Raw genomic sequence first — 21,515 nt, 5'->3', positions numbered from 1 at the left:
AAACTCAATGTTAAACTAATTTAAGTCGTTAACAATTTCTTAACTTAGTCTTAACTGAAAATTACATCAGAGACAGTACTTTCGTAACAAATATTTAACTATGAACAATACAGGTCAGAAAATATTAATTGTTGATGATGAACCAGATATTCTGGAATTGATTGAGTACAACCTGAAAAAAGAGGGATATCAGGTATTTACGGCTTCTAATGGTCAGGAAGGAATCACCATAGCAAAAAAGGTTCATCCGGATTTGATAATTCTGGATATTATGATGCCCAAGATGGACGGAATTGAGGCTTGCCGGTTAATGAGAGCCATTCCAGAATTCAAAAATACGTTCATGGTTTTTTTAACTGCCAGGAGCGAAGAGTATTCTGAAATTGCAGGATTTAATGTTGGCGCGGATGATTATATCGCGAAACCAATTAAGCCACGCGCTTTGGTGAGTCGCATAAATGCCATTTTACGACGGAACTCCGGAACTGAAGAAGTATCAGAGAACAAATTAGAAATCGGCGATTTGGTTATCGACCGCGAGGCTTACCTCGTTTTTCAAGGTGGCAATAAAGTGGTTTTGGCTAAAAAGGAATTTGAGCTGTTATATCTTCTGGCCTCTAAGCCCGGTAAAGTGTATACCCGCGAATCAATCCTGAAAAATATCTGGGAAGATTCGGTTGTCGTAACCAATAGAACGATCGACGTTCACATCCGTAAGCTACGCGAAAAATTAGGTGAAACTTATGTATCAACCGTAAAAGGTGTTGGTTATAAGTTTGAACTTTCTTAGAAATACAATCATAGAGAATTAAGCCGCAGATTTTCTGTTTATCAGATTCTGCGGCTTTTTTTGTTCTTTAACTATTAAGTATTTATATTGTATCAAATAATTAAATAACACAATATGGCGCAAAATTCAATTAACAGATATCACTTCTTGGTCGATTGGGGAGGAACAAGGGTAGGCTTCGCAGAAGTTTCTGGATTGAACATTGAAATTGAGGTCGTAGCTGTTAGAGATGGTTCAAGTGCTGTTGACAGTGGTGCAAAAATTCCCGGTATTCGTAAATTTTCAAACATTATATTGAAACGCGGAATAATGAAAGGTGACAATGAATTTTTCAATTGGATTAACACAAAATCAAATGGGGATATTCAGCCAAGAGATGTTGTGATCAATCTTTTGGATGAAACACATGCGCCTATATTCACATGGAAATTAAAGAACGCATTTCCTATAAAATATATTGGTCCTGTTTTAGTCGCTGATGATAGCCAAATTGCGCTCGAAACGCTCGAATTAACACATGAAGGTTTAACTGTTATCTCTCAGAATAATTAATTGAATTTAACGGCAACCTCATGAGCCCGGGAGTTATCATTGTTTTAGGAAATGCAGCAATAAAAGCGGTGTAATCTTAACGTTAAAAAAATAAATCCGTATTTTTGTACTTCATTAATAACAGCACAGTTTGAAGTACCCTAATTTTATAGACCTTATTCTTTTTGAAGACAACGATTTTATCGTTATCAATAAACCGCCATTTCTAGCCTCACTTGATGAAAGAGGTGGATCTGGCGAAACCAATGTATTACGTCTGGCTAAGCAATATAGTGATGACGCCCAGGTTTGTCATAGGTTGGATAAAGAAACTTCGGGTGCGTTAATTATCGCAAAAAACCCGGAAGCTTACCGCCATGCATCCATGCAATTCGAACGTAGAAAGGTAAACAAAACTTATCATGCTGTAGTTGATGGCCATGTAATTTTCGATGAACTTTTGGTCGATTTGCCAATTCTTAATGATGGAAACAAAAACGTAACCATTGACAGGGCAGAGGGGAAGAGGGCTGAAACGATTTTCGATTCCTTAAAATATTACAAGCATTATACTCTGGTAGAATGTAAGCCAATTACAGGTCGTATGCACCAAATCCGAATCCATTTGGCTACCCAACGAGCTGCTATTGTGGGTGATGAAATGTACAAGGGGAAACCGGTTTTTCTTTCATCAATTAAACGAGGTTATAAGCTGACAAAAGGTGAAGAGGAACAGCCAATTATGAAACGTTTTGCGCTCCATGCGAGGCACCTGGTTTTTAAAGGGCTGGATGATAAAGACATCAAGATTGACGCCCCATACCCAAAAGATTTTGCAACTTTAATTAAGCTTTTAGATAAATTCGACGCCTAAGCTTTAATTACCAGATTAAAATAACATGTATATTCGCTTTGTAAATTACCTTGATAAGATTAACCGATACAGAAAATCAAAAATATCAAACCGTAATTTCTTAGTCATACTTGCTGTTGTTGTTGGTATTCTAGCCGGATTGGCAGCCGCGGTGTTAAAAAGTTTAACGCACCACATCGAAGAATTTCTCCAATCAGACTGGCAATGGAAATATAAATATTACCTGTATTTGCTTTTTCCGATGGTTGGTATATTACTAACCGTTTTATACATCAAATACTTTATTCGAAAAAGTAAATTTGAAACAGGATTAACGCCCTTGCTGTATGCGATTTCGAAAAAATCGAGCAGGGTAGAGCCCCATAATATTTATTCACAAATTATTACAGCAGCTGTTACTGTAGGCTTTGGTGGTTCAACAGGACTGGAAGCACCGATCGTAACAAGTGGTTCTGCTATTGGTTCGAACCTTGGTAGATTTTTGGGTTTATCTTACCGGGAGATCACAATGTTAGTGGCATGCGGGGCGGCGGCGGGAATAGCAGGAGCATTTAACAGTCCGGTTGCGGGCATTGTGTTTGCCATAGAAATATTACTTCCAGAATTCACAATACCTGCATTTATTCCATTGTTACTCTCTGCCGCAACCGCTGCCGTTGTTGCCAGACTCTTTTATACTCAACAGCTGTTCTTTTTAGTTACGGAAGGTTGGAAAGTAAATGCGCTGTTTTATTATGTTATCTTGGCGGTGCTAATTGGCTTATTTTCAATCTATTTTACTAAAGCCAATTACGCTGTAAAAGGATTTTTTTACAAAATAAAACATCCCTACACCAAGGTCGTTGTTGGCGGCTTAATGCTTGGCGCATTGGTTTTTCTTTTTCCAACACTTTATGGAGAAGGTTATATCACGATTAAAAGTCTGTTAAGAGGAGACTATCTGGCCGTGATCAACAACAGTATTTTCTCAGATTACAATACCATTCCAGCGCTGGTTATACTCTTCACCGTAGTTACAATTTTCATGAAATCAATTGCCACATTGGTTACACTTGGCGCCGGTGGTAATGGAGGTACTTTTGCACCAAGTTTAATTATGGGCGGACTGATAGGATTTATTTTTGCCTACGTAGTTAATCTTTCAGGGGTTGCGCAATTAAACGTATCTAATTTTATTGTTGCCGGCATGGCTGCTGCTCTTGGTGCGATCATGCATGCACCATTAACGGGCATTTTCCTGATTGCAGAAATCACAGGAGGATACATTTTGATGGTTCCTTTAATGATTACCACTGCCATTTCCTACGCGGTGAACAGAAGTTCTCAAAAACATTCAATTTATACAAAAGCGCTTGCAGATAAAGGTGAACTACTTTCACATGAAGATAAGGACACAACAGTTTTAAGTCAGATGAAGTTGAAATACCTTACTGAAAAGAATTATCCAACTTTGCTTATGAATGATTTGGTCTCATTAAAGATGAGCGAAATTGTTCAATCTCATAAAAATATATGTTCTGTAATCGATGAACTGGGAGATTTTAAAGGCGTAATCTATGTTGAAGAAGTTTTTAACGAGATGATGAAGAATGAAAAAAAAGATTCTTTAACAGCCTCGCATTTAGTTCAGCAAGCACCCGCCACCATCAGCGAAAACGATAATCTGAAATTGGTCCTCGAAAAAATGGAACAGGAAAATGCCTGGATCCTGCCTGTAGTTAACAGCGAAAACCAATATAAGGGCTTCGTGTCTAAAACAGCCATCTTTAATAAATACAGGGCGCTGCTAATGAGGCAAAACGATTATATGGGCTAATTTAAGTTGTAAGTTTTAAGCACTACGACTTATAACTTACAACATATAAATTTAACTTATTCTCTTTTCAATCCAAACTTTTCAATCTTGCTGTATAGATGACTCCTTTGAATATCAATCTCATCAGCAGTTTTTGAAACGTTCCAGTTGTTTTTTTCCAGTTTGAATTTGATGAATTCTTTCTCTGCGTGATCTTTATAATCCTGGAAGTTGTTGAAACTATCGAAAGAAGAAGACATGCCAGACCCTTCATTTGAACCCGCGATCTGGGCACTTGTTGCCGACCCGATATTCGTACCTCCACCTGGATTCGCAAAAGCGCGAACATCATTTTCGGTAATCACTTTATCGCTTAAAATAATTAAACGTTCAATCATATTGTGCAACTCGCGGACGTTACCCGTCCACGGTAAAGCTTGCAAAGCAGCCATACCACCTTCGTTAATCTTTTTAACAGGCATGCCATAATCGTTGCAAATATTTTCTAAAAAGTTTTGCGCAATTACTGGAATATCATCAATACGTTCAGTTAAATGCGGAACGTGAATATTAATTACATTCAGGCGGTGGTACAAATCCATACGGAAATTACCATCTTCAATTTCTTTTAATAGATCCTTATTGGTTGCCGCTAAAACACGAACGTTAACTTCTATTTCTTTTTCGCCTCCAACTCGGGATATTTTGTGTTCCTGTAATGCACGCAGTACTTTTGCCTGGGCAGAAAGGCTCATGTCGCCGATTTCATCTAGGAAAAGTGTTCCGCCATTGGCCAATTCAAACTTACCGATACGTTGTTTTACCGCAGAAGTGAATGAACCTTTTTCGTGGCCAAACAATTCGCTCTCAATTAACTCAGATGGAATTGCTGCGCAGTTTACTTCAATTAAGGGGCTGTCCGCACGGTTAGATTTTTCGTGCAGCCAACGTGCAACCAACTCCTTACCGCTACCATTTGCACCTGTAATTAAAACGCGTGCTTCTGTTGGAGCAACACGTTCAATCGTTTCTTTAATTTTAGAAATGCTTTCTGATGCTCCAAGGATTTCGCGTGTTTTACTTACTTTACGTTTTAAAACTTTAGTTTCAGTAACTAAATTTCCACGGTCTAAGCCATTACGAACCGTAATTAATAAACGGTTTAAATCTGGTGGTTTTGAGATAAAATCAAAAGCTCCTTTTTTACTTGCTTCAATAGCCGTCTCAACTGTCCCATGACCGGAAATCATAATGAAAGGTAAGTCAGGTTTGATGATTTGTGCCTGTTCAAGCACTTCCATGCCGTCCATCTTATTCATTTTGATATCGCAGAGAACGAGATCAAAATTGCCTTTTCTGATCATTTCGAGGCCATCGATACCGTTGTCGATATCTTCAACATCATAATTTTCATATTCCAGGATTTCGCGTAGGGTACTTCTTATTGCCCGCTCGTCATCAATAATTAATAGTTTGGCCATTTGGTAATTGTTAGTCAATTGAAATGCGAATATATTATTTTTAAATTAATGTATAGTTTATTATACAATGAATTTAGGCTATAACGGTAAATAGCAAAAAAGGTTTTATTTTTTTTACTTGGAAACGAGGAATAATTTCTATCGGATTATTCGATGATTGCATTTATTTACGCGACAAACCTGCGTCAATCAAGAGCTAAATCCTTTCTGTGCCTTCTGTGTTTCCGTGGCAAAAGCATTATAAAGAGGATTAAATATAACTAAGCGCTGTGTTTATTCTAACCTTTATTATACAGGTGTTTGTTTATTTTAAAAAGATTGCCACGTCTTTCCTCATCGCATTGATGAGCAGAACGTATAAAAACAAACACAAAAAGATTGTAGTGAAAAGCAGAAATGAACTAACAGAAAAGAAACTGTTATAGTTTTTGAAAAAAATAAAAATGCAGGTCTGTAAGCCGGGTTCTGTTTCCTGATTACTCAGGATTTCTATCATTAATCCACTATAAACGTTGCCGTTTATCTCTAACGACCTACCCACTAACATCGGACGGGCAGCCCTACATGCGTTAGCCTATTTGGTCTTTCAACTCCCGGGGTTTACAAACCATTGCAGTCGCCTGCAATGCTCGTGCGCTCTTACCGCACGTTTTCACCCTTATCCCGACTTTATATCGGGACGGTATATTTTCTGTTGCACTAATCCGTAATTCAGGTTTTCATTCCTAAATTCCTTTCCGTTAGAAAGCGGGATGCCCTGCGTTGCCCGGACTTTCCTCTCTTCCGATTAATCGAAACAGCGATAGAACAACCTGCATTTTGCGCAAAGATGGTTTTTTTTGACCACAAAGACACAAAGAATACAAGATTTATTTATTTACAATTTTGCAGATTTTTCGAAACCTGAGCGTAAGGGACAAAACCTTGTTTGTTCCCGAATGAATTAGTAATGTAAACCATTACCTGTGCTACATCAATATCTGCTAATTCGGGGAAAGCCGGCATTTTTTCCTTGTATTCTTTTCCATTAATAATAAATGACTCATTTGCGCCATTTTTAATGATGCAAGCCAAACGGTCTCTATTGGTTTTTAAAAAAACGGAATCGGTTAGGGGAGGCGCCAGCTGCCCTAAACCCTCGCCATTTTCGCCATGGCAATTTTGACATTTAGCTTTATAAATATCCTTACCATTAGACATATAGTTATGCAAATCAATGGTTTCCTGGTTTTGACAAGAGATTATTACTGCGATAACAGAAAGCAGAAGGGAAGAATTGATGACGTATTTGCGCATGGATGTTTTTTTATTGATTAGTCGTCATTTCGAGCCGAATGAAATGCAGCCGAGAAATCTTTTAAATTAGCTTTAAAGATTTCTCCACTTCGGTCGAAATGACGACTTAAACTATTGTTTCTATTTTTTATACTCAGCCAATAAAACCGGGATGTCTTTTCTCAATTGTTCTACCTGATCTTCTTTGGTTCCATCGTAAGCGCCACGGATTCTCCTGTCTTTATCGATTAAAACCAAATAGCCCTGGTGGATATAACCATCTTTTGCAGTGCTGTCTTCGCCAACTGCTACGAGATAATTTTTCTCGGCTAATGTATAAACGCTGTCTTTACTACCATAAAGAAATAGCCACTTTGAACCATCAACACCCAGTTTCTGAGCGTATTTTTTTAAAACGTAAGGTCTGTCGTATTTAAAATCTATAGTATGTGAAACAAACATTACATCAGGATTGGTGTTAAATTCTTTATAAACAGTCATCAGATTACGGTGCATGGTCGGGCAAATCGTGGTACATGACGTAAAGAAGAAATCAGCTACATACACTTTTCCATCGGTAGCTTTATTGGTCGTAACCACACTATCCTGGTTTAAGAAAGACCAGTTTGGAATGGTTTGGTAAACCGTGTCTATCTTCTCTACACCAGCTGCATCTTTAACGGTTTCTGCATGGCGTTCGCCATAGAAAGGTAGTTTCTTATCTTGCTGACAAGAAGAAAGTATTGTAATAGATAGCAAGCAAATTGCCACTGAAGAAATAATTTTATTCATGATATTTTATTAAAATGTAAATATACAACCTATGCGCTGCAGTAGGTAATAATTGTGGTTCTGTTATTTGTACAAATAGTTTCCCGCTGATTTAATGTGATAAAGGCCAAAATTAAAAAGGTTCAGCGTAAATCTGTGAAATCAGCGGGAGAACAATTAATGCTTATGATGTTCCATTTTCATTTCTCCGGACGACGAAACATTATAAAATTCCAACACTGAATCCGATGCTCTGGAAACCTCGATATAAGCATCCTCAACTGCTCTTACTTTTACCATTTCAGATTTGTAGTAGTCTATGGCCTCCTGCTCATTTTTTCCATTGAAATCATCTTTGAAGAAATGCATCCAATCCATCATATTTTCGTCCGCTTTGTTTAATCTTCGAATTAAACCGGTAATTTTTATTGAATCCTCAGCAGATTTGATTTTACCAGATTTTAAAACTGAATCCAGCTTCATTTTATTTTTCATAACTTTTTCACCGTCTACCATTAATTTATCGTGGATATTCAACACTTCTTTTTTTATTGCAGCTGAATCTGGTTCCGATTTACAAGATGTAAAAAAGGCGACGATTAAACAAAATCCTAATGTTATCAATTTTTTCATATTAAAGAGATTAAAAATTATAAGTAATTCCCGCATAAATCTTTCCTGCGCTCATGGGATGGTCTGTTTCACCCTCCCAGATATTTTTCTGGATTCCTGCATTCAAGGCTATATTTTTATAAAAAATATCGGCACCAACGCCGCCCATCAAATTGTTCATGACATGCTCACCGGTTTTAATGCCTTTATATTTTTCTCCGGCAGAATATTCATAGAAAAATTGAGCCGATGGCATTATCTGTACATCTTTCCCAATTCTTTGCGTGTAGAAAATGTTAAGGAAACTGGTAGTGCTATTGGCAATTCCTTCATCACGGCTATTCGTTCCATTTACTTTGTAGGATGTGTTTAAACTTGCTCCAAACCTGCCTAAGCCAACCATATAATTGAGGTAGATGAAGCCATCGGTACTGCCGGTTCCGCCTTGCATTAAGGAAGAATACCTGATACCCACATTATTTTTGAAGTCGTTTTTTCCTGTTGGAAGTTTTATTCCTGCTCCTGCAATAAGTTGCTGCTTAAAATTATCTTCCAATTTTTGAATAACATGATACCCCGCGTAGAGGTTTATATCGCCAATGCCCGAGATAGAAGATGTATAGCCATTATAGCGCTCGCTATTTGAAACATACGGTAGAATGGCATTAATCTTCAGCCGACTATTAATGAAGTATTTTCCCCTGATTTCCATTGATCGGTACAACTCATAGTCTTCAGCATTCCCTGCATGACCCGTTATTGGTGAATTTTGCTGTCTTGCCGGAATAAAGAAATTTCCACCGTTTGGAAATAGCGAATGGGATTGGCCATCGTAGCCATTAAATGAACGGTATCGATATAACAAGCTGATGCTATTTCGGTTATAATATGGCGTGATGCCCATAAAGCAACCACAAATGTCGCAGGCAAAAACCTGGCTACTCATTAACATGAATAGAAGTGTAAGTAGTTTACGATTCGTTGTAAAGTGTATTTTTGAGAAATTCATTGTCTGTTAGTGTTTTTAAAAATGCTTTGATTTGTTCCTTCTCGGATGCATTTAATGGAACGCCGTTTTTCAATCTGCTATCTAAATTTCCAGCGGCTTTTACGCCAGAATTATAGTGCTCTAGAACTTCATCCAGGCTGTAAAAGCGACCATCATGCATGTAAGGACCGGTATATTCTATATTGCGGAGTGTTGGTACACGGAATGTTCCAAAATCCGTATTTACACCTGTGATGGTTGAGCGACCTTCATCGGCGCTTACCACATCCAGGCCATTACTACGGTAAGAAAAATCTGTGAATAGAGGTTCAGCATGGCACGACGCACACTTTTCCTTAAACAAATTATAACCCGCCAGTTCAACCGATGAAAAGTTAAAGCCATTTTCTTTGCGCATTACTTTATCGTATTTTGAATTGCCGGAAACCAGTACTGCCGTGAATTGTGCAATCGACTTCAAAATCTTTTGTGAAGTAATTTCATCTGAACCAAAGGCTTGCTTAAATAAATCAGGGTAGGGTGCTGTGCCTTTCAATGATGTTATAATACGTTCTATGTCCGTTCCCATTTCACAGGCATCCGTAATGGCATTTAGTGGTGAGGTTTCAATGTTCTTCACACCGCCATCCCAAAAGAAGGCTTTTTGCCATGCCAGATTAAAAAGGGGTGGTGCATTACGCTTTCCCTGGCAATTGTTTACGCCGTGACTTACCTTATGGTCGAGATTTGCAAAAGCGGCAAATTGCTGATGGCAGCTTCCGCAGGAAACACTGTTGTCGGCGGATAAGCGGGCATCGTAAAACAATTTTTTACCAAGTGCAAAACCTGCATTAGTTAATTTGTTGTCATCGAAATTATACGTAGGTACGGGGAAATTAGCCGGAATCTCAAAACTTATTGTCGTCGCTTCGGGAGCTATTGCCTTTTCATTTTTACTACAGGCATACATTATTGCCATGCTTATCGTAAGCATTGCATAAATAATTATTTTATTCCGCATTTTAGTTATGAATATGGTCTAAGCGGAATAACCCCTTTGTATAATTATCTGCTACAATTACCGAGTTGGCCCCGCCCATGGTAAAATTTAAAGCCGAAAAGCTAATATCAGTTTTGCCTGTAAAAAGCGAAGCAGCGTTTACAATGAAGTGTACATCTGGCTTTGCATCCGTTCTTACCCTCAATGGATTGGCAGCATTAATTTCAGTAGAAAAGGTTCGGATGGTATTATTCGGGTCGATTACACCACCGATGTGAAACGTTAAGGCATTATTCGCCGCCGTAGATTGTGGCGATGTTCCCTCTAATTTTACAAAGATGTACCCGCTGTTCCAGGTCCAAAACATGCCGTTAATTGGGTCAAGCGCTCCGGTTTGTGCACCTGCAAAATTCAGGGCATAATCCACACCGATGGTATATTCAATTTTTGTGTAATCGCCTGTAGGAACCTTATTTATAGTAATAAACTTTGATTCGCTTTTCGATTCATCGATTAGATAATAACTTTCAGGAACCAAATAAGCTGTTCCATCTGCTTTACTTAATCTAATGTTGCTGACGTAATATTTGAATACATTAATTTTGAAATCTTCGCCTTTTGCATTTTTGTAAGTAGTTGTATTTAATGCTAAAACAGCACCGTTAACCTGGTGTTCGAATTCGATTGTAAAGCTTGATTTTGGATTTGCTGTAATTTCATCATCGCTTTTTTTGCATGACGATAGGAGTATAATAGGGCATAACAATGCCAGTAAGTACTGAGATGTTTTCATCTGTTATATTTTGTTTTAACGGTGATGAAGCTATCATGGCCTATTTTTTTAAGGATAGTTAGCCATGATGTTTTCATTTTTTTGAAAATTTGGATAAATGAAAATTGAGTGGGTTCTAATACGGTCATCATGCTGAATTTATTTCAGCACCTTTCATGCTAAGCCAAATAGCCAAACAAGACCCTGAAGAAAATTCAGGGTGACGAACAATAAAAATGAAATTTACTTAAACCGCTTTCGGTGGATGAAAAATAGAAACAGAAAGGTCTTTAAGAGGTTTTTCGATGTAACCGCTTTCTGATTTAATAATGAAGTATGGGATTTGATGGTTGATTACAATCGACTGAAATTTCGGTTCAGCCTCTGCAACTCTTTTTAAGTTTTCCTGAACTTGTTTATTCTTGCCGTCTAAATCTTTCAATTTTTTGGCTAAAAAACATTGTCCATCGCAATGTAATTCAGGATGTTCTTTATTTATACAGAATACACTTGTGATGTATTCCTTATTCATTTTGTATCCAGAATAAACCACCAGCTGCATCGCCCCGTTAGAAACCGAGCAAATCACTAAAAGGTATATCAGGATTTTTTTGAACATTGTATTTGCTGCAAAAGTATTAAAGAAATTTGTTGCAGCAAAAGAAAAATTGAGAAAGCTGTTTTATATCCGTTGATTGAAATCTACTGCAATGCAATACCTAATAAAAATGGAATCTCTAATGTAGAATCATTCAATTACTAATAGAGTGATTATACAAGATGCTATTCCTTGCCGTCAGTTTCAACTGAGGGTTATAAAAAAATCCAGACGCATCTTATTGCATCTGGATTTTTTACATTATTTAATCTGCAAATCTGCGGTTAAAACCTAAGCCTGCAAATCAGCCATAACAGCTTTAATTTTATCGCCTAATTCTCCATTCACTTTTGCGAAATCTGCTTTATCAGCCAATGGCGCATTAACACTACAATAAAATTTAATTTTTGGTTCAGTACCACTCGGACGAGCAGAAACGATACTTCCATCTTCAGTAATAAATTGCAAAACGTCAGAAGTTGGATAATCTAATTTAGTTACCTTTCCTGTCGCTAAATCCGTTTCCTGGCTCAATTCGTAATCTTTCAATACAGAAACTTTAGAACCGCCTAAACTTGCAGGTGGATTATTTCTAAATTTTTCCATCATGGCTTTAATTTCTTCAGCACCAGATTTACCTTTTTTGGTAAGCGAAACCAAGTCTTCTTTGTACAGGCCATATTCAACATACATATCTAACAATGCATTGTACAAACTTGCGCCTTTATCTTTATAGTAAGCTGTCATTTCAGAAATGAAAGCAGCAGAAACTACAGCATCTTTATCACGAACTAAATCGCCGATTAAGTAACCATAACTTTCTTCGCCACCACCAATAAAATACTTTTTACCCTCTAATTCAGTCATTAACTGACCGATATATTTAAATCCTGTTAAGGTATTATAGTAGGTAACGTTCTTTTTCTTCGCGATTTCTTCAATCAGGTTTGAAGTAACAATTGTTTTTACAATAAACTGGTTACCATCTAGTTTACCACTTTCTTGCCAGGCGGTTAAAAGGTAATTAATTAACAAACTTCCTGTTTGGTTACCATTTAATAATACCCATTCGCCATCGTTATCCTTAACTGCAATACCAACACGGTCAGCATCAGGGTCGGTCGCTAACACTAAATCAGCATCAATTTCTTTAGCCTTATTCATGGCTAAAGTTAAAGCCTCTTTTTCCTCGGGATTAGGATAAACTACCGTAGGGAAATTTCCATCCGGTTTACTTTGCTCTTCAACAACCGTTACGTTTGTGAAGCCAAATTGCGCCAAAGCTTTTGGTACCAAAGTAATTCCCGTTCCGTGGATAGGAGAGTACACAATTTTTAAATCATGTTGTCTTTTAATCGCATCAGGAGAGATTGAAAGCGCTGTAATACCATCTAAATAAAGTTTATCAACAGCCTCGCCGATTAATTCAACATTTGCATCAACTCTATCAAACTTAACTTCATCAATACTTTTGATTTTATTTACCTCATCGATAACCAATTTATCATCAGGAGAAGTAAATTGACCGCCATCTGCACCGTAAGCCTTGTAGCCATTATATTCTTTCGGATTGTGTGATGCTGTTAACATCACACCACTTTTGCAGCCAAAATGACGAACGGCAAAAGATAATTCAGGTGTTGGTCTTAATGCCTCGAAAAAGTAAACATGAATACCGTTTGCCGAGAAAACATCAGCTGTAATTCCTGCAAAATAATCTGAGTTGTTTCTACTATCATGCGCAATTGCCACACTAATTTTTTCGCCCGGATATTTATTATTCAGGTAGTTTGCCAAACCTTGAGTTGCTGTTCCGATGGTATATTTATTAATACGGTTTGAGCCAGCCCCCATAATGCCACGTAAACCACCAGTACCAAACTCTAAGCTTTTATAAAAAGCATCCGTAAGCTCTGTTGTTGAGTTATTATCTACAAGGGCTTGAATTTCTGACTTCGTTTTTTCGTCGTAAGTTCCACTTAACCACTGATTTATCGTGGCTTGGGTTGATTGATCAATTGATTGCATTGAGCTGTATTTTAATTTTATATCTGGTGTTGAACAAATTTCATTCAATGAAGTTTGGTAAGAATCAAAATATTTCAATTCATCCAAATTTTATTTTGTTGAGGATGTTGCTTTTAAGCTCCTTTTGCTTATTTTCACGCCCCGATACAATAATAAAGAAAATCCAGTATTAAAATTGAGAGAATCACATTTTTTATATTCTGGTATACACTATATAAATTGTGTTCCTTTTATTACAGCTAAAAATAATAATTAATTAGATGAAGATTTTAAAATTTGGGGGTACTTCTGTTGGTAGTCCCGAGCGCATGACGAAATTGTTGGATATCATTAATCCAAATGAAGAGCAAATTGTTGTTTTATCAGCGGTGTCTGGTACTACAAATAGCTTAGTGGAAATTTCAAATTATTTTTTAGCTGGAGATAAGAAGAAGGGAAGCGAGTGTGTAGAAAATCTATATCAAAAATATAAAGACTTTGTTGTTGAGCTTTTGCCAGCTGCTGATTTTCAGGAGATGGGTAATGAAGTTATAGATTATCATTTCAGCTTTTTAGCTGTTTTAACCAATGATATTTTTACTTCAATTGAAGAAAAAGTAGTTTTAGCACAAGGCGAATTATTATCTACAACATTGTATCATATTTATTTAAAATCTATCGGCGTAGAATCAGTTTTGCTGCCCGCTTTGGATTTTATGAAAACGGATGAAGATAATGAACCTGATATTCCGTTTACAACCAAGCATTTAATGCCATTGTTAGAGGCGAATAAAGGAAACAAGCTCTTCATTACGCAAGGATTTATTTGCCGCAATAGCTTCGGTGAAGTGGATAATTTGCGTCGTGGTGGAAGTGATTATACCGCATCGTTATTAGGTGCTGCAATTCTAGCTGAAGAAGTTCAAATCTGGACAGATATAGATGGAATGCACAACAATGACCCTCGAATTGTAAAGGGAACTAAGCCAATCGCTCAATTATCTTTTGATGAGGCGGCAGAATTGGCTTATTTTGGCGCAAAAATTTTGCATCCGCAGTCTGTTTTTCCGGCACAAAAATATAAAATCCCTGTTCGTTTATTAAATACAATGGAACCGTCTGCCGCAGGAACGCTGATTACTCATGATAGCGAAAAAGGCAAGATTAAGTCCATTGCAGCTAAAGATGGCATTACGGCGATTCGTATTCAATCGAGCCGAATGTTATTGGCTTACGGATTTTTACGCCGTGTTTTCGAGGTTTTTGAGCGTTATAAAACGCCAATCGATATGATAACGACTTCTGAAGTAGCTGTTTCGTTAACCATTGATGAAACAGGAAATCTTCCAAAAATCATCGAGGAATTAGAAAGTTTCGGAACGGTTGAAGTAGATACCAATCACAGTATTGTTTGTGTTGTCGGCGATTTCGGTTCAGAAAAACATGGTTTTGCAAGCAGGGTTTTAGAAGGATTAAAGCACATCCCAATTCGTATGATTTCTTACGGAGGAAGTAATTATAACGTTTCTCTTTTGATTTTAAGCGAATATAAAACCGAAGCTTTAAGAAGTCTGCACAACAGGTTATTCGAATAGAAGATAGAAAGAGCCTATTACCACAAGCAAGCCTATGAGAAAATGAAAAGCCAGAAAGTTTGTTGGTAATGATCCGTTTTTATGTTTTTTAAAAGAATTAAATAATCCTAAAGAAATCACAAGAGCGATAAATATGGCTGCTATTAGCTTCATTTTTTAATAAATAAAAGGAATAATACAATCAGAAGTAAAACGATAAAAAACCGGATTTTTCCGTTGTATTGTTTGCGGGTAATTCTTCCATGCTTTAAATCGAGGTGGTTACCCCAATAAATTAGCCCAAAAAATAAAATTAAAATTATAATAAGGAATTTGAACATGTTCGCCGATAAAGATATATCAAAGTTTAACAATATAGAAACGCCTTTTTACTATTATGATACGGATTTATTGCAGAAAACTTTAAGCGTTTGTGCCGATGCTGCAAAACCATATCAGTTTCACATCCATTACGCGTTAAAGGCAAACTTCAATTCGGTTTTGCTTGAGCAAATTAAACAAATCGGCTTCGGAGCTGATTGTGTAAGCGCAGGAGAGGTGAGAAGAGCTGTTGAAGTCGGTTTCGATAATAATAAAATCGTTTTTGCTGGTGTTGGTAAATCTGATAAAGAAATCAACGAAGCTTTAGATTTGGATATTTTCTGCTTTAACGTAGAGTCTATACAGGAACTGGAAGTTTTAAATGAGCTTGCAGCTGCAAAGGGTAAAGTTGCAAAAGTGGCTATTCGAATTAATCCGAATGTTGATGCCCACACCCACCACAACATTACTACAGGTTTGGATGAGAATAAATTTGGTATTAATTCATGGGATTTACCTGAATGTGCCGAAACATTGAAGGCATCTAAAAATCTAAAGTTCATTGGAATTCACTTCCACATCGGTTCTCAAATTACCAACCTTGACGTTTATAAAAACCTATGTGTTCGTGTAAATGAATTTTGTTCTTGGTTTGAAGATAAGGGATTTACTGTTGAGATTTTGAATGTAGGTGGTGGTTTAGGTATAGACTACTACAATCCTGATTATCAAATACCTGACTTTGAATCTTACTTCAAAATATTCAATGATTTTTTAGAGGTAAAACCAAATCAGGAAGTTCATTTTGAGTTGGGTAGAGCACTAGTTGGTCAGTCTGCATCGTTAATTACCAGGGCGTTATATATTAAGAATGGCAAGAAAAAAAATTTCGTGGTTTTAGACGCGGGTATGACGGAATTAATGCGTCCTGCTTTGTATCAGGCTTACCATAAAATTGAGAATTTAACTCAATCTAAAATCGTAAATCTGAAATCTGAAATCGTAAAATACGATATTGTTGGGCCAATATGCGAGAGCACTGATTGCTTTGGGAAGGAAGTGGAACAGCCTGAATCTTTCAGGGGGGATGTTTTTGCTATTCGTAGTGCAGGTGCATACGGAGAAGTAATGGCTTCTAAATATAATTTGCGGGATGCAATAAGATCGGTCTATAGTAACGAGATATAAGTCTCAGAACGTCATTGCGAGGTACGAAGCAATCTATCTGCTAATAAGATTGTTTCGTTCCTCGCAATGACGTTTAAATTATTTCCTCTTCGACGCCACAAAAACAAAAACGCCAGCTACTAAAATTATTCCACCAACATAAGGTGGCCAGTTCACAGATTTCTCTTTATCTGCCGATATCTGGATCGGACCAGCGTCAACGATTTTTTCTTTTCTGGTATAGGTAAAGCCGGTCCACACCAACATTGCAATTCCTACGATAATTAATATTAGTCCTACGGTCTTATTCATAATTTTACATTTTGGTTAAAATCTAAACAGCAAGACCAACTTTATGTTTTATTCGTCAAAGAAATCGACTAAGCCACCGATGAAATATTCCTCAATACCTTCCGTAAAATCCTTGTAGTCTTCCTCAGGAATATTGGTTTGTTTAAATTCTAATGATGTTCCTTTTTTATCCTCGTGAAGTTTTATAGTAACAATGGAGGGTTCAGCATCTTCACCGAAATACCATTGTTGCACAATTTTTTTGTTGGGTTCAAATTCCAGATTTTTACCGACGATATCACCTTCCCAAAAAGAAAATTCGGTATCCGGCTTTTCTTCAAACTCAACCTCAGCACCAGTCCAAAGCTTAATGCTGATGTCTTTTGTAAGCGCTAAATAAACTTCTTCAGGTGAAGCGGGAATGTAAGTGTATTTTTTATAGTCCATTCTGTATCATGATTTTCAGGATTTAAGGATTTTCAAAATGATTGTTCAAGAAAACCAACCTATTAATTGCTTTAATTTTTTGTTTGATAATTTTCAGGATTTAAGGATTTTCAAAATAATTGTTCAAGAAAATCAACCTATTAATTGCTTTAATTTTTTGTTTGATAACTTAATTAAGTTCAATGCAAAAGGATTTTCAAGATTATAGTTCGAGAAACAAACCCATTAATTTATATTTTTTTGTGTTATGAATTTTTTTTTCTAATGTGTAATTTGTATTTCTAGAAAATTAAATACTATCTAATTATGATTTGAGCGCATTATCATGTAAACCCTTAAATCTTATTCAATCCTGATCTATACTTATTGATAGCAGGATTGTAAATCTTTTTAAATTGTAAACTTGTCGCACCTAAATTAATCAATAATCCGATATTGAAATTATATGCAACTACGTAATTCTTTGCCTGGGCCAAATGGTGGTTTTCCAGGTTGATGCATGCTTTGAGTTCAACAGTAATCAATTCTTCAACTACAAAATCAGCCCTACGCCTCCCTACAATTAAACCATCGTAAAAAATATCCTGTTCAACCTCTCTTTTAAATCTTATTCCAGCTTTTTCAAGTTCAATTGCGAGGCATCTTTGATAAATCACTTCCTGAAATCCATTTCCCAAAACATTATGCACTTTCATTGCGCATCCATTTACGCGATAAGTTAAATCTTCTATATCCATCATATTTAAATTAATGGAATGAAAAATACAACAACAGGGGGGATCGGGATTTAAAGATTAAAAGATTTTCAAGATAATAGTTTTGGAAAATCTAAACCAAAAGTATTTTATTTCTCCTAAAATGAACAATTTATAACATTACTATTTTAAACTTTTTGATATTACGATTTATCATAAAAATCCTTAACCCCTATAATCCATTTATTATTACTATTTTAAGCTTGGTGACAAACCTCATATCATGAAAATCCGTAAATCCCATAATCCTGCTCCTTACTTAAAAGCGTTCAATCCGGTCACATCCATACCTGTGATTAATAAATGAATATCATGAGTTCCTTCATAAGTTACTACCGATTCCAGGTTCATCATGTGGCGCATAATTGAGTATTCTCCGGTAATGCCCATTCCGCCGAGCATCTGGCGGGCATTTCTGGCAATATCCAAAGCAATTTCTACGCTATTTCTTTTGGCCATCGATATTTGTTCGGCTGTAGCCCTGTTCTCGCTTTTAAGCATACCTAACCGCCAAACCAGAAGCTGGCCTTTCGTTATCTCAGTAACCATCTCTGCTAATTTTTTCTGCTGCAATTGAAAACCTCCAATTGGCTTCCCGAATTGTATTCTTTCTTTTGAATAACGCAAGGCCGTATCATAACAATCCATTGCAGCACCTAAAGCACCCCAGGCAATCCCATAACGGGCTTGGTTTAGGCAACCCAACGGGCCTTTCAATCCACTAATTTCAGGAAAAACATTTTCTTTAGGTATCTGAACATTATCAAATACCAACTCACCTGTTGCCGACGCTCTTAAACTCCATTTGTTATGTGTTTCGGGCGTTGAAAATCCATCCATTCCGCGTTCCACAACCATCCCCCGTATTTTGCCAGCTTCATCTTTTGCCCAAACAACTGCAATATCTGCGAAAGGCGCATTGCTAATCCACATTTTAGCACCATTTAATATGTAGTGGGAGCCGTTGTCTTTTATATTTGTAACCATGCCGCCGGGATTTGAGCCATGGTCGGGTTCTGTTAATCCGAAACAGCCCATCATTTCGCCGCTTGCTAATTTTGGTAGGTATTTTTTACGTTGTTCTTCGCTTCCATAAGCATATATAGGATACATTACCAATGAGCCCTGAACAGATGCTGTTGAACGAATCCCTGAGTCGCCACGTTCGATCTCCTGCATTAAAATGCCATAAGCTGTATAATCCAAACCAGCTCCTCCATATTCCACCGGAATTGTTGGTCCGAAAGCACCAATATCTGCTAATCCTTTAATTAAGTATTTTGGAAATTCAGCCCTCTGAGCGTAATCTTCTATTATCGGACTCACTTCTTTTTTTACCCAATCCCTTGCCGTTGCACGAATTAATTTATGCTCATCGGTTAACAATTCATCTAACAAATAATAATCTGGCGCCTCGTAAAGGTCTTTTCCTGCTCGCTCGGCAGGCGGGTTTGCTGATTTGCTCATTTAAATCATCTATCTGGTTAAGAAATCGCGTTCATTTCAAAGGTAACAATTTACGGCAAGCGGCATTATATTATGAATAAAAATATAATTTTACGCCAGACAAAACAGACATGAGTCAATTCAAACAAACCGTAGCTTTAAAAGACGTAAAGTGCTTTGCCTTACACGGCTATTATCCCGAAGAACAAATACTTGGAAATCATTTTGTTATCGATTTGAAAACGGAATTTACGCCTCAAGGTTTCGATGATGAACTTGCTCAAACCGTAAATTATGAAGATTTGAACACGATTATACGCGAGGAAATGAAAAACACCCAAAAGCTTTTGGAAACGGTTTTGAGCAATATTATTTCGAAAATTATTAAGCTTTATCCTTTCGTTGAGACTGTAAATGTGAGCATGAAAAAGCTAAATCCACCAATGCCGGGACAAATCGGGCATTCGTTCGTCAAATTATCTTATACATCAGCTAAATAAAAATGAATTTCACCAAAATTAATCCGGAGATTTTAGCAGAAATTAAATCTGCTTTAGGCGAAGAAAAAGTGTTTACCGATGCCGATAGTTTGGATAATTATAGTCACGACGAAACTGAAGATTTACGTTACCAGCCTGAGGTGGTGGTGAAACCAACCACACCAGAAGAGGTTTCGGCATTGCTAAAAATATGTAATGCTCATAACATTCCTGTAACGCCTCGTGGTGGAGGAACCGGTCTGAGCGGTGCAGCTTTACCTGTTTATGGAGGGATTTCATTATCGATGGAAAAATTCAAATCGATTATTGACGTTGATACCGATAACCTGCAGGCGACCGTTGAGCCAGGTGTCATAACGGAAGAATTTATGAATGCTGTTGCCGAAAAAGGATTATTTTATCCAGTTGATCCAAGTAGTAAGGGTTCGTGCTTTATTGGCGGCAATGTGGCACATGGTTCCGGTGGACCCAGGGTAGTCAAATATGGTACAATTCGCGAGTATATTTTAAACCTTGAGGTTGTTTTGCCTAATGGTGATATCATTTGGACGGGAGCAAACACCTTGAAATACGCATCAGGATATAATTTAACACAATTGATGATTGGATCTGAGGGAACTCTGGCTGTGGTAACAAAAATCGTAACTAAGCTTTTGCCAAAACCAACACAATCTGTTTTGATGATGGGCTCATTTAGTACAAACGAGGATGCTTGTGCGGCGGTTTCAGCGATTTTCAGAGCTGGTGTAACACCTTCTGCTTTAGAATTTATGGAGCGAAAAGGAGTAGAGTGGGTAATTAAATTTGATGACATTAAATTTGATTTGAAGGATGATGTTGCGGCCTTATTGATGATTGAATTTGATGGTGATGATTTGGATGATATTTTCAAAAACTGCGAAAAAACAAACATCGTTCTAGAAGAACACAATTGTACAGAAGTTTTATTTGCTGATACCGCATCGCAAAAGGAAGAATTGTGGCGAATGCGCAGAACGATGGCCGAATCTGTAAAATCAAATTCGGTTTATAAGGAAGAGGATACAGTTGTTCCCCGAGCTGCCTTGCCGAAATTAATTAATGGTATTAAGGAAATTGGTAGTAGATATGGTTTTGAAAGTGTTTGTTATGGTCACGCAGGTGATGGTAATCTTCATGTTAACATTATTAAGGCAGGAATGAGTGATGAAGACTGGAAGGATAAGCTCAAGTTTGGTATCGCTGAAATATTCGAGCTCACGACTGCGTTGGGTGGAACTTTGTCAGGTGAGCACGGTATCGGCCTGGTGCAAAAAGAATTCATGCCAATTAAATATTCCGAAATACATTTAAACTTAATGCGGGGAATAAAAAATGTTTTTGATCCAAATGGGATTTTAAATCCCGGGAAGATAACCCCCTAGCGCCCTAAAGGGGGAATTGCCTTTCTTTCATTTTACGAGGTTTAAAAAACGCTGTATGAGATTAGTATTGTTTTTTGATGATAAGGAGCGCTTTTCCATCTCGCTTGTATTTCCCCC

21 protein-coding genes and 1 other RNA gene are annotated in these 21,515 nt (G+C 37.1%); 8 read left to right on the top strand and 14 right to left on the bottom strand.

Features of this window, described 5'->3' with window-relative positions; all coding sequences use genetic code 11:
* The first annotated feature begins 100 nt into the window (after positions 1-100).
* The 4 genes from ASF92_RS17105 (at position 101) to ASF92_RS17090 (ending at position 4,011) form a co-directional block, all read left to right on the top strand.
* Positions 101-790 carry a response regulator transcription factor gene (locus tag ASF92_RS17105; protein ID WP_056096042.1) on the top strand — a complete coding sequence of 230 codons (690 nt, stop codon included), beginning with the start codon at positions 101-103 and terminating at the stop codon, positions 788-790.
* A gap of 114 nt (positions 791-904) precedes the next feature.
* The gene (locus ASF92_RS17100) at positions 905-1,342 is read left to right on the top strand and encodes a phage tail protein (RefSeq protein WP_056096039.1); all 438 of its coding nucleotides are present in this window, start codon (positions 905-907) and stop codon (positions 1,340-1,342) included.
* A 130-nt stretch (positions 1,343-1,472) separates the two neighbouring features.
* Positions 1,473-2,195 (top strand): RluA family pseudouridine synthase, encoded by a 723-nt coding sequence (locus ASF92_RS17095; RefSeq protein WP_056096037.1) that lies wholly within the window; start codon positions 1,473-1,475, stop codon positions 2,193-2,195.
* Between the two features lie 25 nt (positions 2,196-2,220).
* Complete coding sequence (locus tag ASF92_RS17090; protein WP_056096034.1) at positions 2,221-4,011, top strand: chloride channel protein; 1,791 nt, start codon at positions 2,221-2,223, stop codon at positions 4,009-4,011.
* Between the two features lie 56 nt (positions 4,012-4,067).
* On the opposite strand, the gene ASF92_RS17085 is transcribed toward ASF92_RS17090, so the two are convergent.
* The 10 genes from ASF92_RS17085 to ASF92_RS17045 form a co-directional block, all read right to left on the bottom strand.
* Complete coding sequence (locus ASF92_RS17085; RefSeq protein WP_056096031.1) at positions 4,068-5,471, bottom strand: sigma-54 dependent transcriptional regulator; 1,404 nt, start codon at positions 5,469-5,471, stop codon at positions 4,068-4,070.
* Between the two features lie 438 nt (positions 5,472-5,909).
* An RNA gene (rnpB, locus tag ASF92_RS18955) (RNase P RNA component class A) lies at positions 5,910-6,290 on the bottom strand.
* Positions 6,291-6,344: 54 nt separating this feature from the next.
* On the bottom strand, positions 6,345-6,767 hold the full coding sequence (locus ASF92_RS17080; RefSeq protein WP_056096029.1) for a cytochrome c: 423 nt from the start codon (positions 6,765-6,767) through the stop codon (positions 6,345-6,347).
* A 120-nt stretch (positions 6,768-6,887) separates the two neighbouring features.
* Positions 6,888-7,538, bottom strand: coding sequence for an SCO family protein (locus ASF92_RS17075; RefSeq protein ID WP_056096027.1), 651 nt, complete (start codon positions 7,536-7,538; stop codon positions 6,888-6,890).
* Positions 7,539-7,694: 156 nt separating this feature from the next.
* A complete protein-coding gene (locus ASF92_RS17070; RefSeq protein WP_056096025.1) occupies positions 7,695-8,150 on the bottom strand; it encodes a hypothetical protein in 456 nt (151 codons plus the stop codon).
* 10 nt (positions 8,151-8,160) lie between these two features.
* Entirely contained in the window at positions 8,161-9,138 is a 978-nt protein-coding gene (locus ASF92_RS17065) for a transporter (protein ID WP_082489600.1), read from the bottom strand.
* Positions 9,101-10,138 carry a cytochrome-c peroxidase gene (locus ASF92_RS17060; RefSeq protein ID WP_231729849.1) on the bottom strand — a complete coding sequence of 346 codons (1,038 nt, stop codon included), beginning with the start codon at positions 10,136-10,138 and terminating at the stop codon, positions 9,101-9,103. The genes ASF92_RS17065 and ASF92_RS17060 overlap by 38 nt, the downstream gene beginning before the upstream one ends.
* A gap of 1 nt (position 10,139) precedes the next feature.
* Entirely contained in the window at positions 10,140-10,910 is a 771-nt protein-coding gene (locus ASF92_RS17055; protein ID WP_056096021.1) for an MbnP family protein, read from the bottom strand.
* A gap of 226 nt (positions 10,911-11,136) precedes the next feature.
* Positions 11,137-11,508, bottom strand: a complete 372-nt coding sequence (locus ASF92_RS17050; RefSeq protein WP_056096018.1) for a hypothetical protein — start codon at positions 11,506-11,508, stop codon at positions 11,137-11,139.
* Positions 11,509-11,778: 270 nt separating this feature from the next.
* Positions 11,779-13,515: a phospho-sugar mutase gene (locus ASF92_RS17045; protein ID WP_056096015.1), complete on the bottom strand. Its 1,737-nt coding sequence runs from the start codon at positions 13,513-13,515 to the stop codon at positions 11,779-11,781.
* A gap of 260 nt (positions 13,516-13,775) precedes the next feature.
* On the opposite strand from ASF92_RS17045, the gene ASF92_RS17040 reads away from it, so the two are divergent.
* Positions 13,776-15,089 (top strand): aspartate kinase, encoded by a 1,314-nt coding sequence (locus tag ASF92_RS17040; protein ID WP_056096011.1) that lies wholly within the window; start codon positions 13,776-13,778, stop codon positions 15,087-15,089.
* A gap of 318 nt (positions 15,090-15,407) precedes the next feature.
* Entirely contained in the window at positions 15,408-16,577 is a 1,170-nt protein-coding gene (gene lysA / locus ASF92_RS17035; protein ID WP_056096009.1) for a diaminopimelate decarboxylase, read from the top strand.
* A 78-nt stretch (positions 16,578-16,655) separates the two neighbouring features.
* On the opposite strand, the gene ASF92_RS17030 is transcribed toward lysA, so the two are convergent.
* From ASF92_RS17030 to ASF92_RS17015, 4 genes are all read right to left on the bottom strand, one after another.
* The gene (locus ASF92_RS17030; protein ID WP_056096005.1) at positions 16,656-16,868 is read right to left on the bottom strand and encodes a hypothetical protein; all 213 of its coding nucleotides are present in this window, start codon (positions 16,866-16,868) and stop codon (positions 16,656-16,658) included.
* Positions 16,869-16,916: 48 nt separating this feature from the next.
* On the bottom strand, positions 16,917-17,294 hold the full coding sequence (locus tag ASF92_RS17025) for an SRPBCC domain-containing protein (protein ID WP_056096002.1): 378 nt from the start codon (positions 17,292-17,294) through the stop codon (positions 16,917-16,919).
* Positions 17,295-17,629: 335 nt separating this feature from the next.
* Positions 17,630-18,034: a GxxExxY protein gene (locus tag ASF92_RS17020; RefSeq protein ID WP_197413322.1), complete on the bottom strand. Its 405-nt coding sequence runs from the start codon at positions 18,032-18,034 to the stop codon at positions 17,630-17,632.
* A gap of 270 nt (positions 18,035-18,304) precedes the next feature.
* Positions 18,305-19,516 (bottom strand): acyl-CoA dehydrogenase family protein, encoded by a 1,212-nt coding sequence (locus ASF92_RS17015; protein ID WP_056095999.1) that lies wholly within the window; start codon positions 19,514-19,516, stop codon positions 18,305-18,307.
* A 110-nt stretch (positions 19,517-19,626) separates the two neighbouring features.
* Here ASF92_RS17015 and folB point away from each other — a divergent pair, with 110 nt between their 5' ends.
* Both folB and ASF92_RS17005 read left to right on the top strand, forming a co-directional pair.
* Positions 19,627-19,995 (top strand): dihydroneopterin aldolase, encoded by a 369-nt coding sequence (folB, locus tag ASF92_RS17010; protein WP_056095996.1) that lies wholly within the window; start codon positions 19,627-19,629, stop codon positions 19,993-19,995.
* A 2-nt stretch (positions 19,996-19,997) separates the two neighbouring features.
* Positions 19,998-21,398, top strand: a complete 1,401-nt coding sequence (locus tag ASF92_RS17005; protein WP_056095993.1) for an FAD-binding oxidoreductase — start codon at positions 19,998-20,000, stop codon at positions 21,396-21,398.
* The last annotated feature ends 117 nt before the right edge of the window (positions 21,399-21,515 follow it).

The sequence above is a fragment of the Pedobacter sp. Leaf176 genome (assembly GCF_001424305.1).
Classification (GTDB): Bacteria; Bacteroidota; Bacteroidia; order Sphingobacteriales; family Sphingobacteriaceae; genus Pedobacter.
Note: the sequence above shows the minus strand (reverse complement) of the source record. Positions and strands in the feature narration are given on the sequence as shown.

What these genes read in the sequence shown, in the direction of transcription:
- ASF92_RS17100 (WP_056096039.1), top strand. Translation starts at nt 905, where the DNA reads ATGGCGCAAAATTCAATTAACAGATATCACTTCTTGGTCGATTGGGGA.
- ASF92_RS17065 (WP_082489600.1), bottom strand. Translation starts at nt 9,138, where the DNA reads ATGAATTTCTCAAAAATACACTTTACAACGAATCGTAAACTACTTACA.
- folB (WP_056095996.1), top strand. Translation starts at nt 19,627, where the DNA reads ATGAGTCAATTCAAACAAACCGTAGCTTTAAAAGACGTAAAGTGCTTT.
- ASF92_RS17020 (WP_197413322.1), bottom strand. Translation starts at nt 18,034, where the DNA reads ATGATGGATATAGAAGATTTAACTTATCGCGTAAATGGATGCGCAATG.
- ASF92_RS17015 (WP_056095999.1), bottom strand. Translation starts at nt 19,516, where the DNA reads ATGAGCAAATCAGCAAACCCGCCTGCCGAGCGAGCAGGAAAAGACCTT.
- ASF92_RS17055 (WP_056096021.1), bottom strand. Translation starts at nt 10,910, where the DNA reads ATGAAAACATCTCAGTACTTACTGGCATTGTTATGCCCTATTATACTC.
- ASF92_RS17005 (WP_056095993.1), top strand. Translation starts at nt 19,998, where the DNA reads ATGAATTTCACCAAAATTAATCCGGAGATTTTAGCAGAAATTAAATCT.
- ASF92_RS17040 (WP_056096011.1), top strand. Translation starts at nt 13,776, where the DNA reads ATGAAGATTTTAAAATTTGGGGGTACTTCTGTTGGTAGTCCCGAGCGC.
- ASF92_RS17030 (WP_056096005.1), bottom strand. Translation starts at nt 16,868, where the DNA reads ATGAATAAGACCGTAGGACTAATATTAATTATCGTAGGAATTGCAATG.
- ASF92_RS17025 (WP_056096002.1), bottom strand. Translation starts at nt 17,294, where the DNA reads ATGGACTATAAAAAATACACTTACATTCCCGCTTCACCTGAAGAAGTT.
- ASF92_RS17050 (WP_056096018.1), bottom strand. Translation starts at nt 11,508, where the DNA reads ATGTTCAAAAAAATCCTGATATACCTTTTAGTGATTTGCTCGGTTTCT.
- ASF92_RS17045 (WP_056096015.1), bottom strand. Translation starts at nt 13,515, where the DNA reads ATGCAATCAATTGATCAATCAACCCAAGCCACGATAAATCAGTGGTTA.
- ASF92_RS17085 (WP_056096031.1), bottom strand. Translation starts at nt 5,471, where the DNA reads ATGGCCAAACTATTAATTATTGATGACGAGCGGGCAATAAGAAGTACC.
- ASF92_RS17070 (WP_056096025.1), bottom strand. Translation starts at nt 8,150, where the DNA reads ATGAAAAAATTGATAACATTAGGATTTTGTTTAATCGTCGCCTTTTTT.
- ASF92_RS17075 (WP_056096027.1), bottom strand. Translation starts at nt 7,538, where the DNA reads ATGAATAAAATTATTTCTTCAGTGGCAATTTGCTTGCTATCTATTACA.
- ASF92_RS17060 (WP_231729849.1), bottom strand. Translation starts at nt 10,138, where the DNA reads ATGCGGAATAAAATAATTATTTATGCAATGCTTACGATAAGCATGGCA.
- lysA (WP_056096009.1), top strand. Translation starts at nt 15,408, where the DNA reads ATGTTCGCCGATAAAGATATATCAAAGTTTAACAATATAGAAACGCCT.
- ASF92_RS17090 (WP_056096034.1), top strand. Translation starts at nt 2,221, where the DNA reads ATGTATATTCGCTTTGTAAATTACCTTGATAAGATTAACCGATACAGA.
- ASF92_RS17105 (WP_056096042.1), top strand. Translation starts at nt 101, where the DNA reads ATGAACAATACAGGTCAGAAAATATTAATTGTTGATGATGAACCAGAT.
- ASF92_RS17080 (WP_056096029.1), bottom strand. Translation starts at nt 6,767, where the DNA reads ATGCGCAAATACGTCATCAATTCTTCCCTTCTGCTTTCTGTTATCGCA.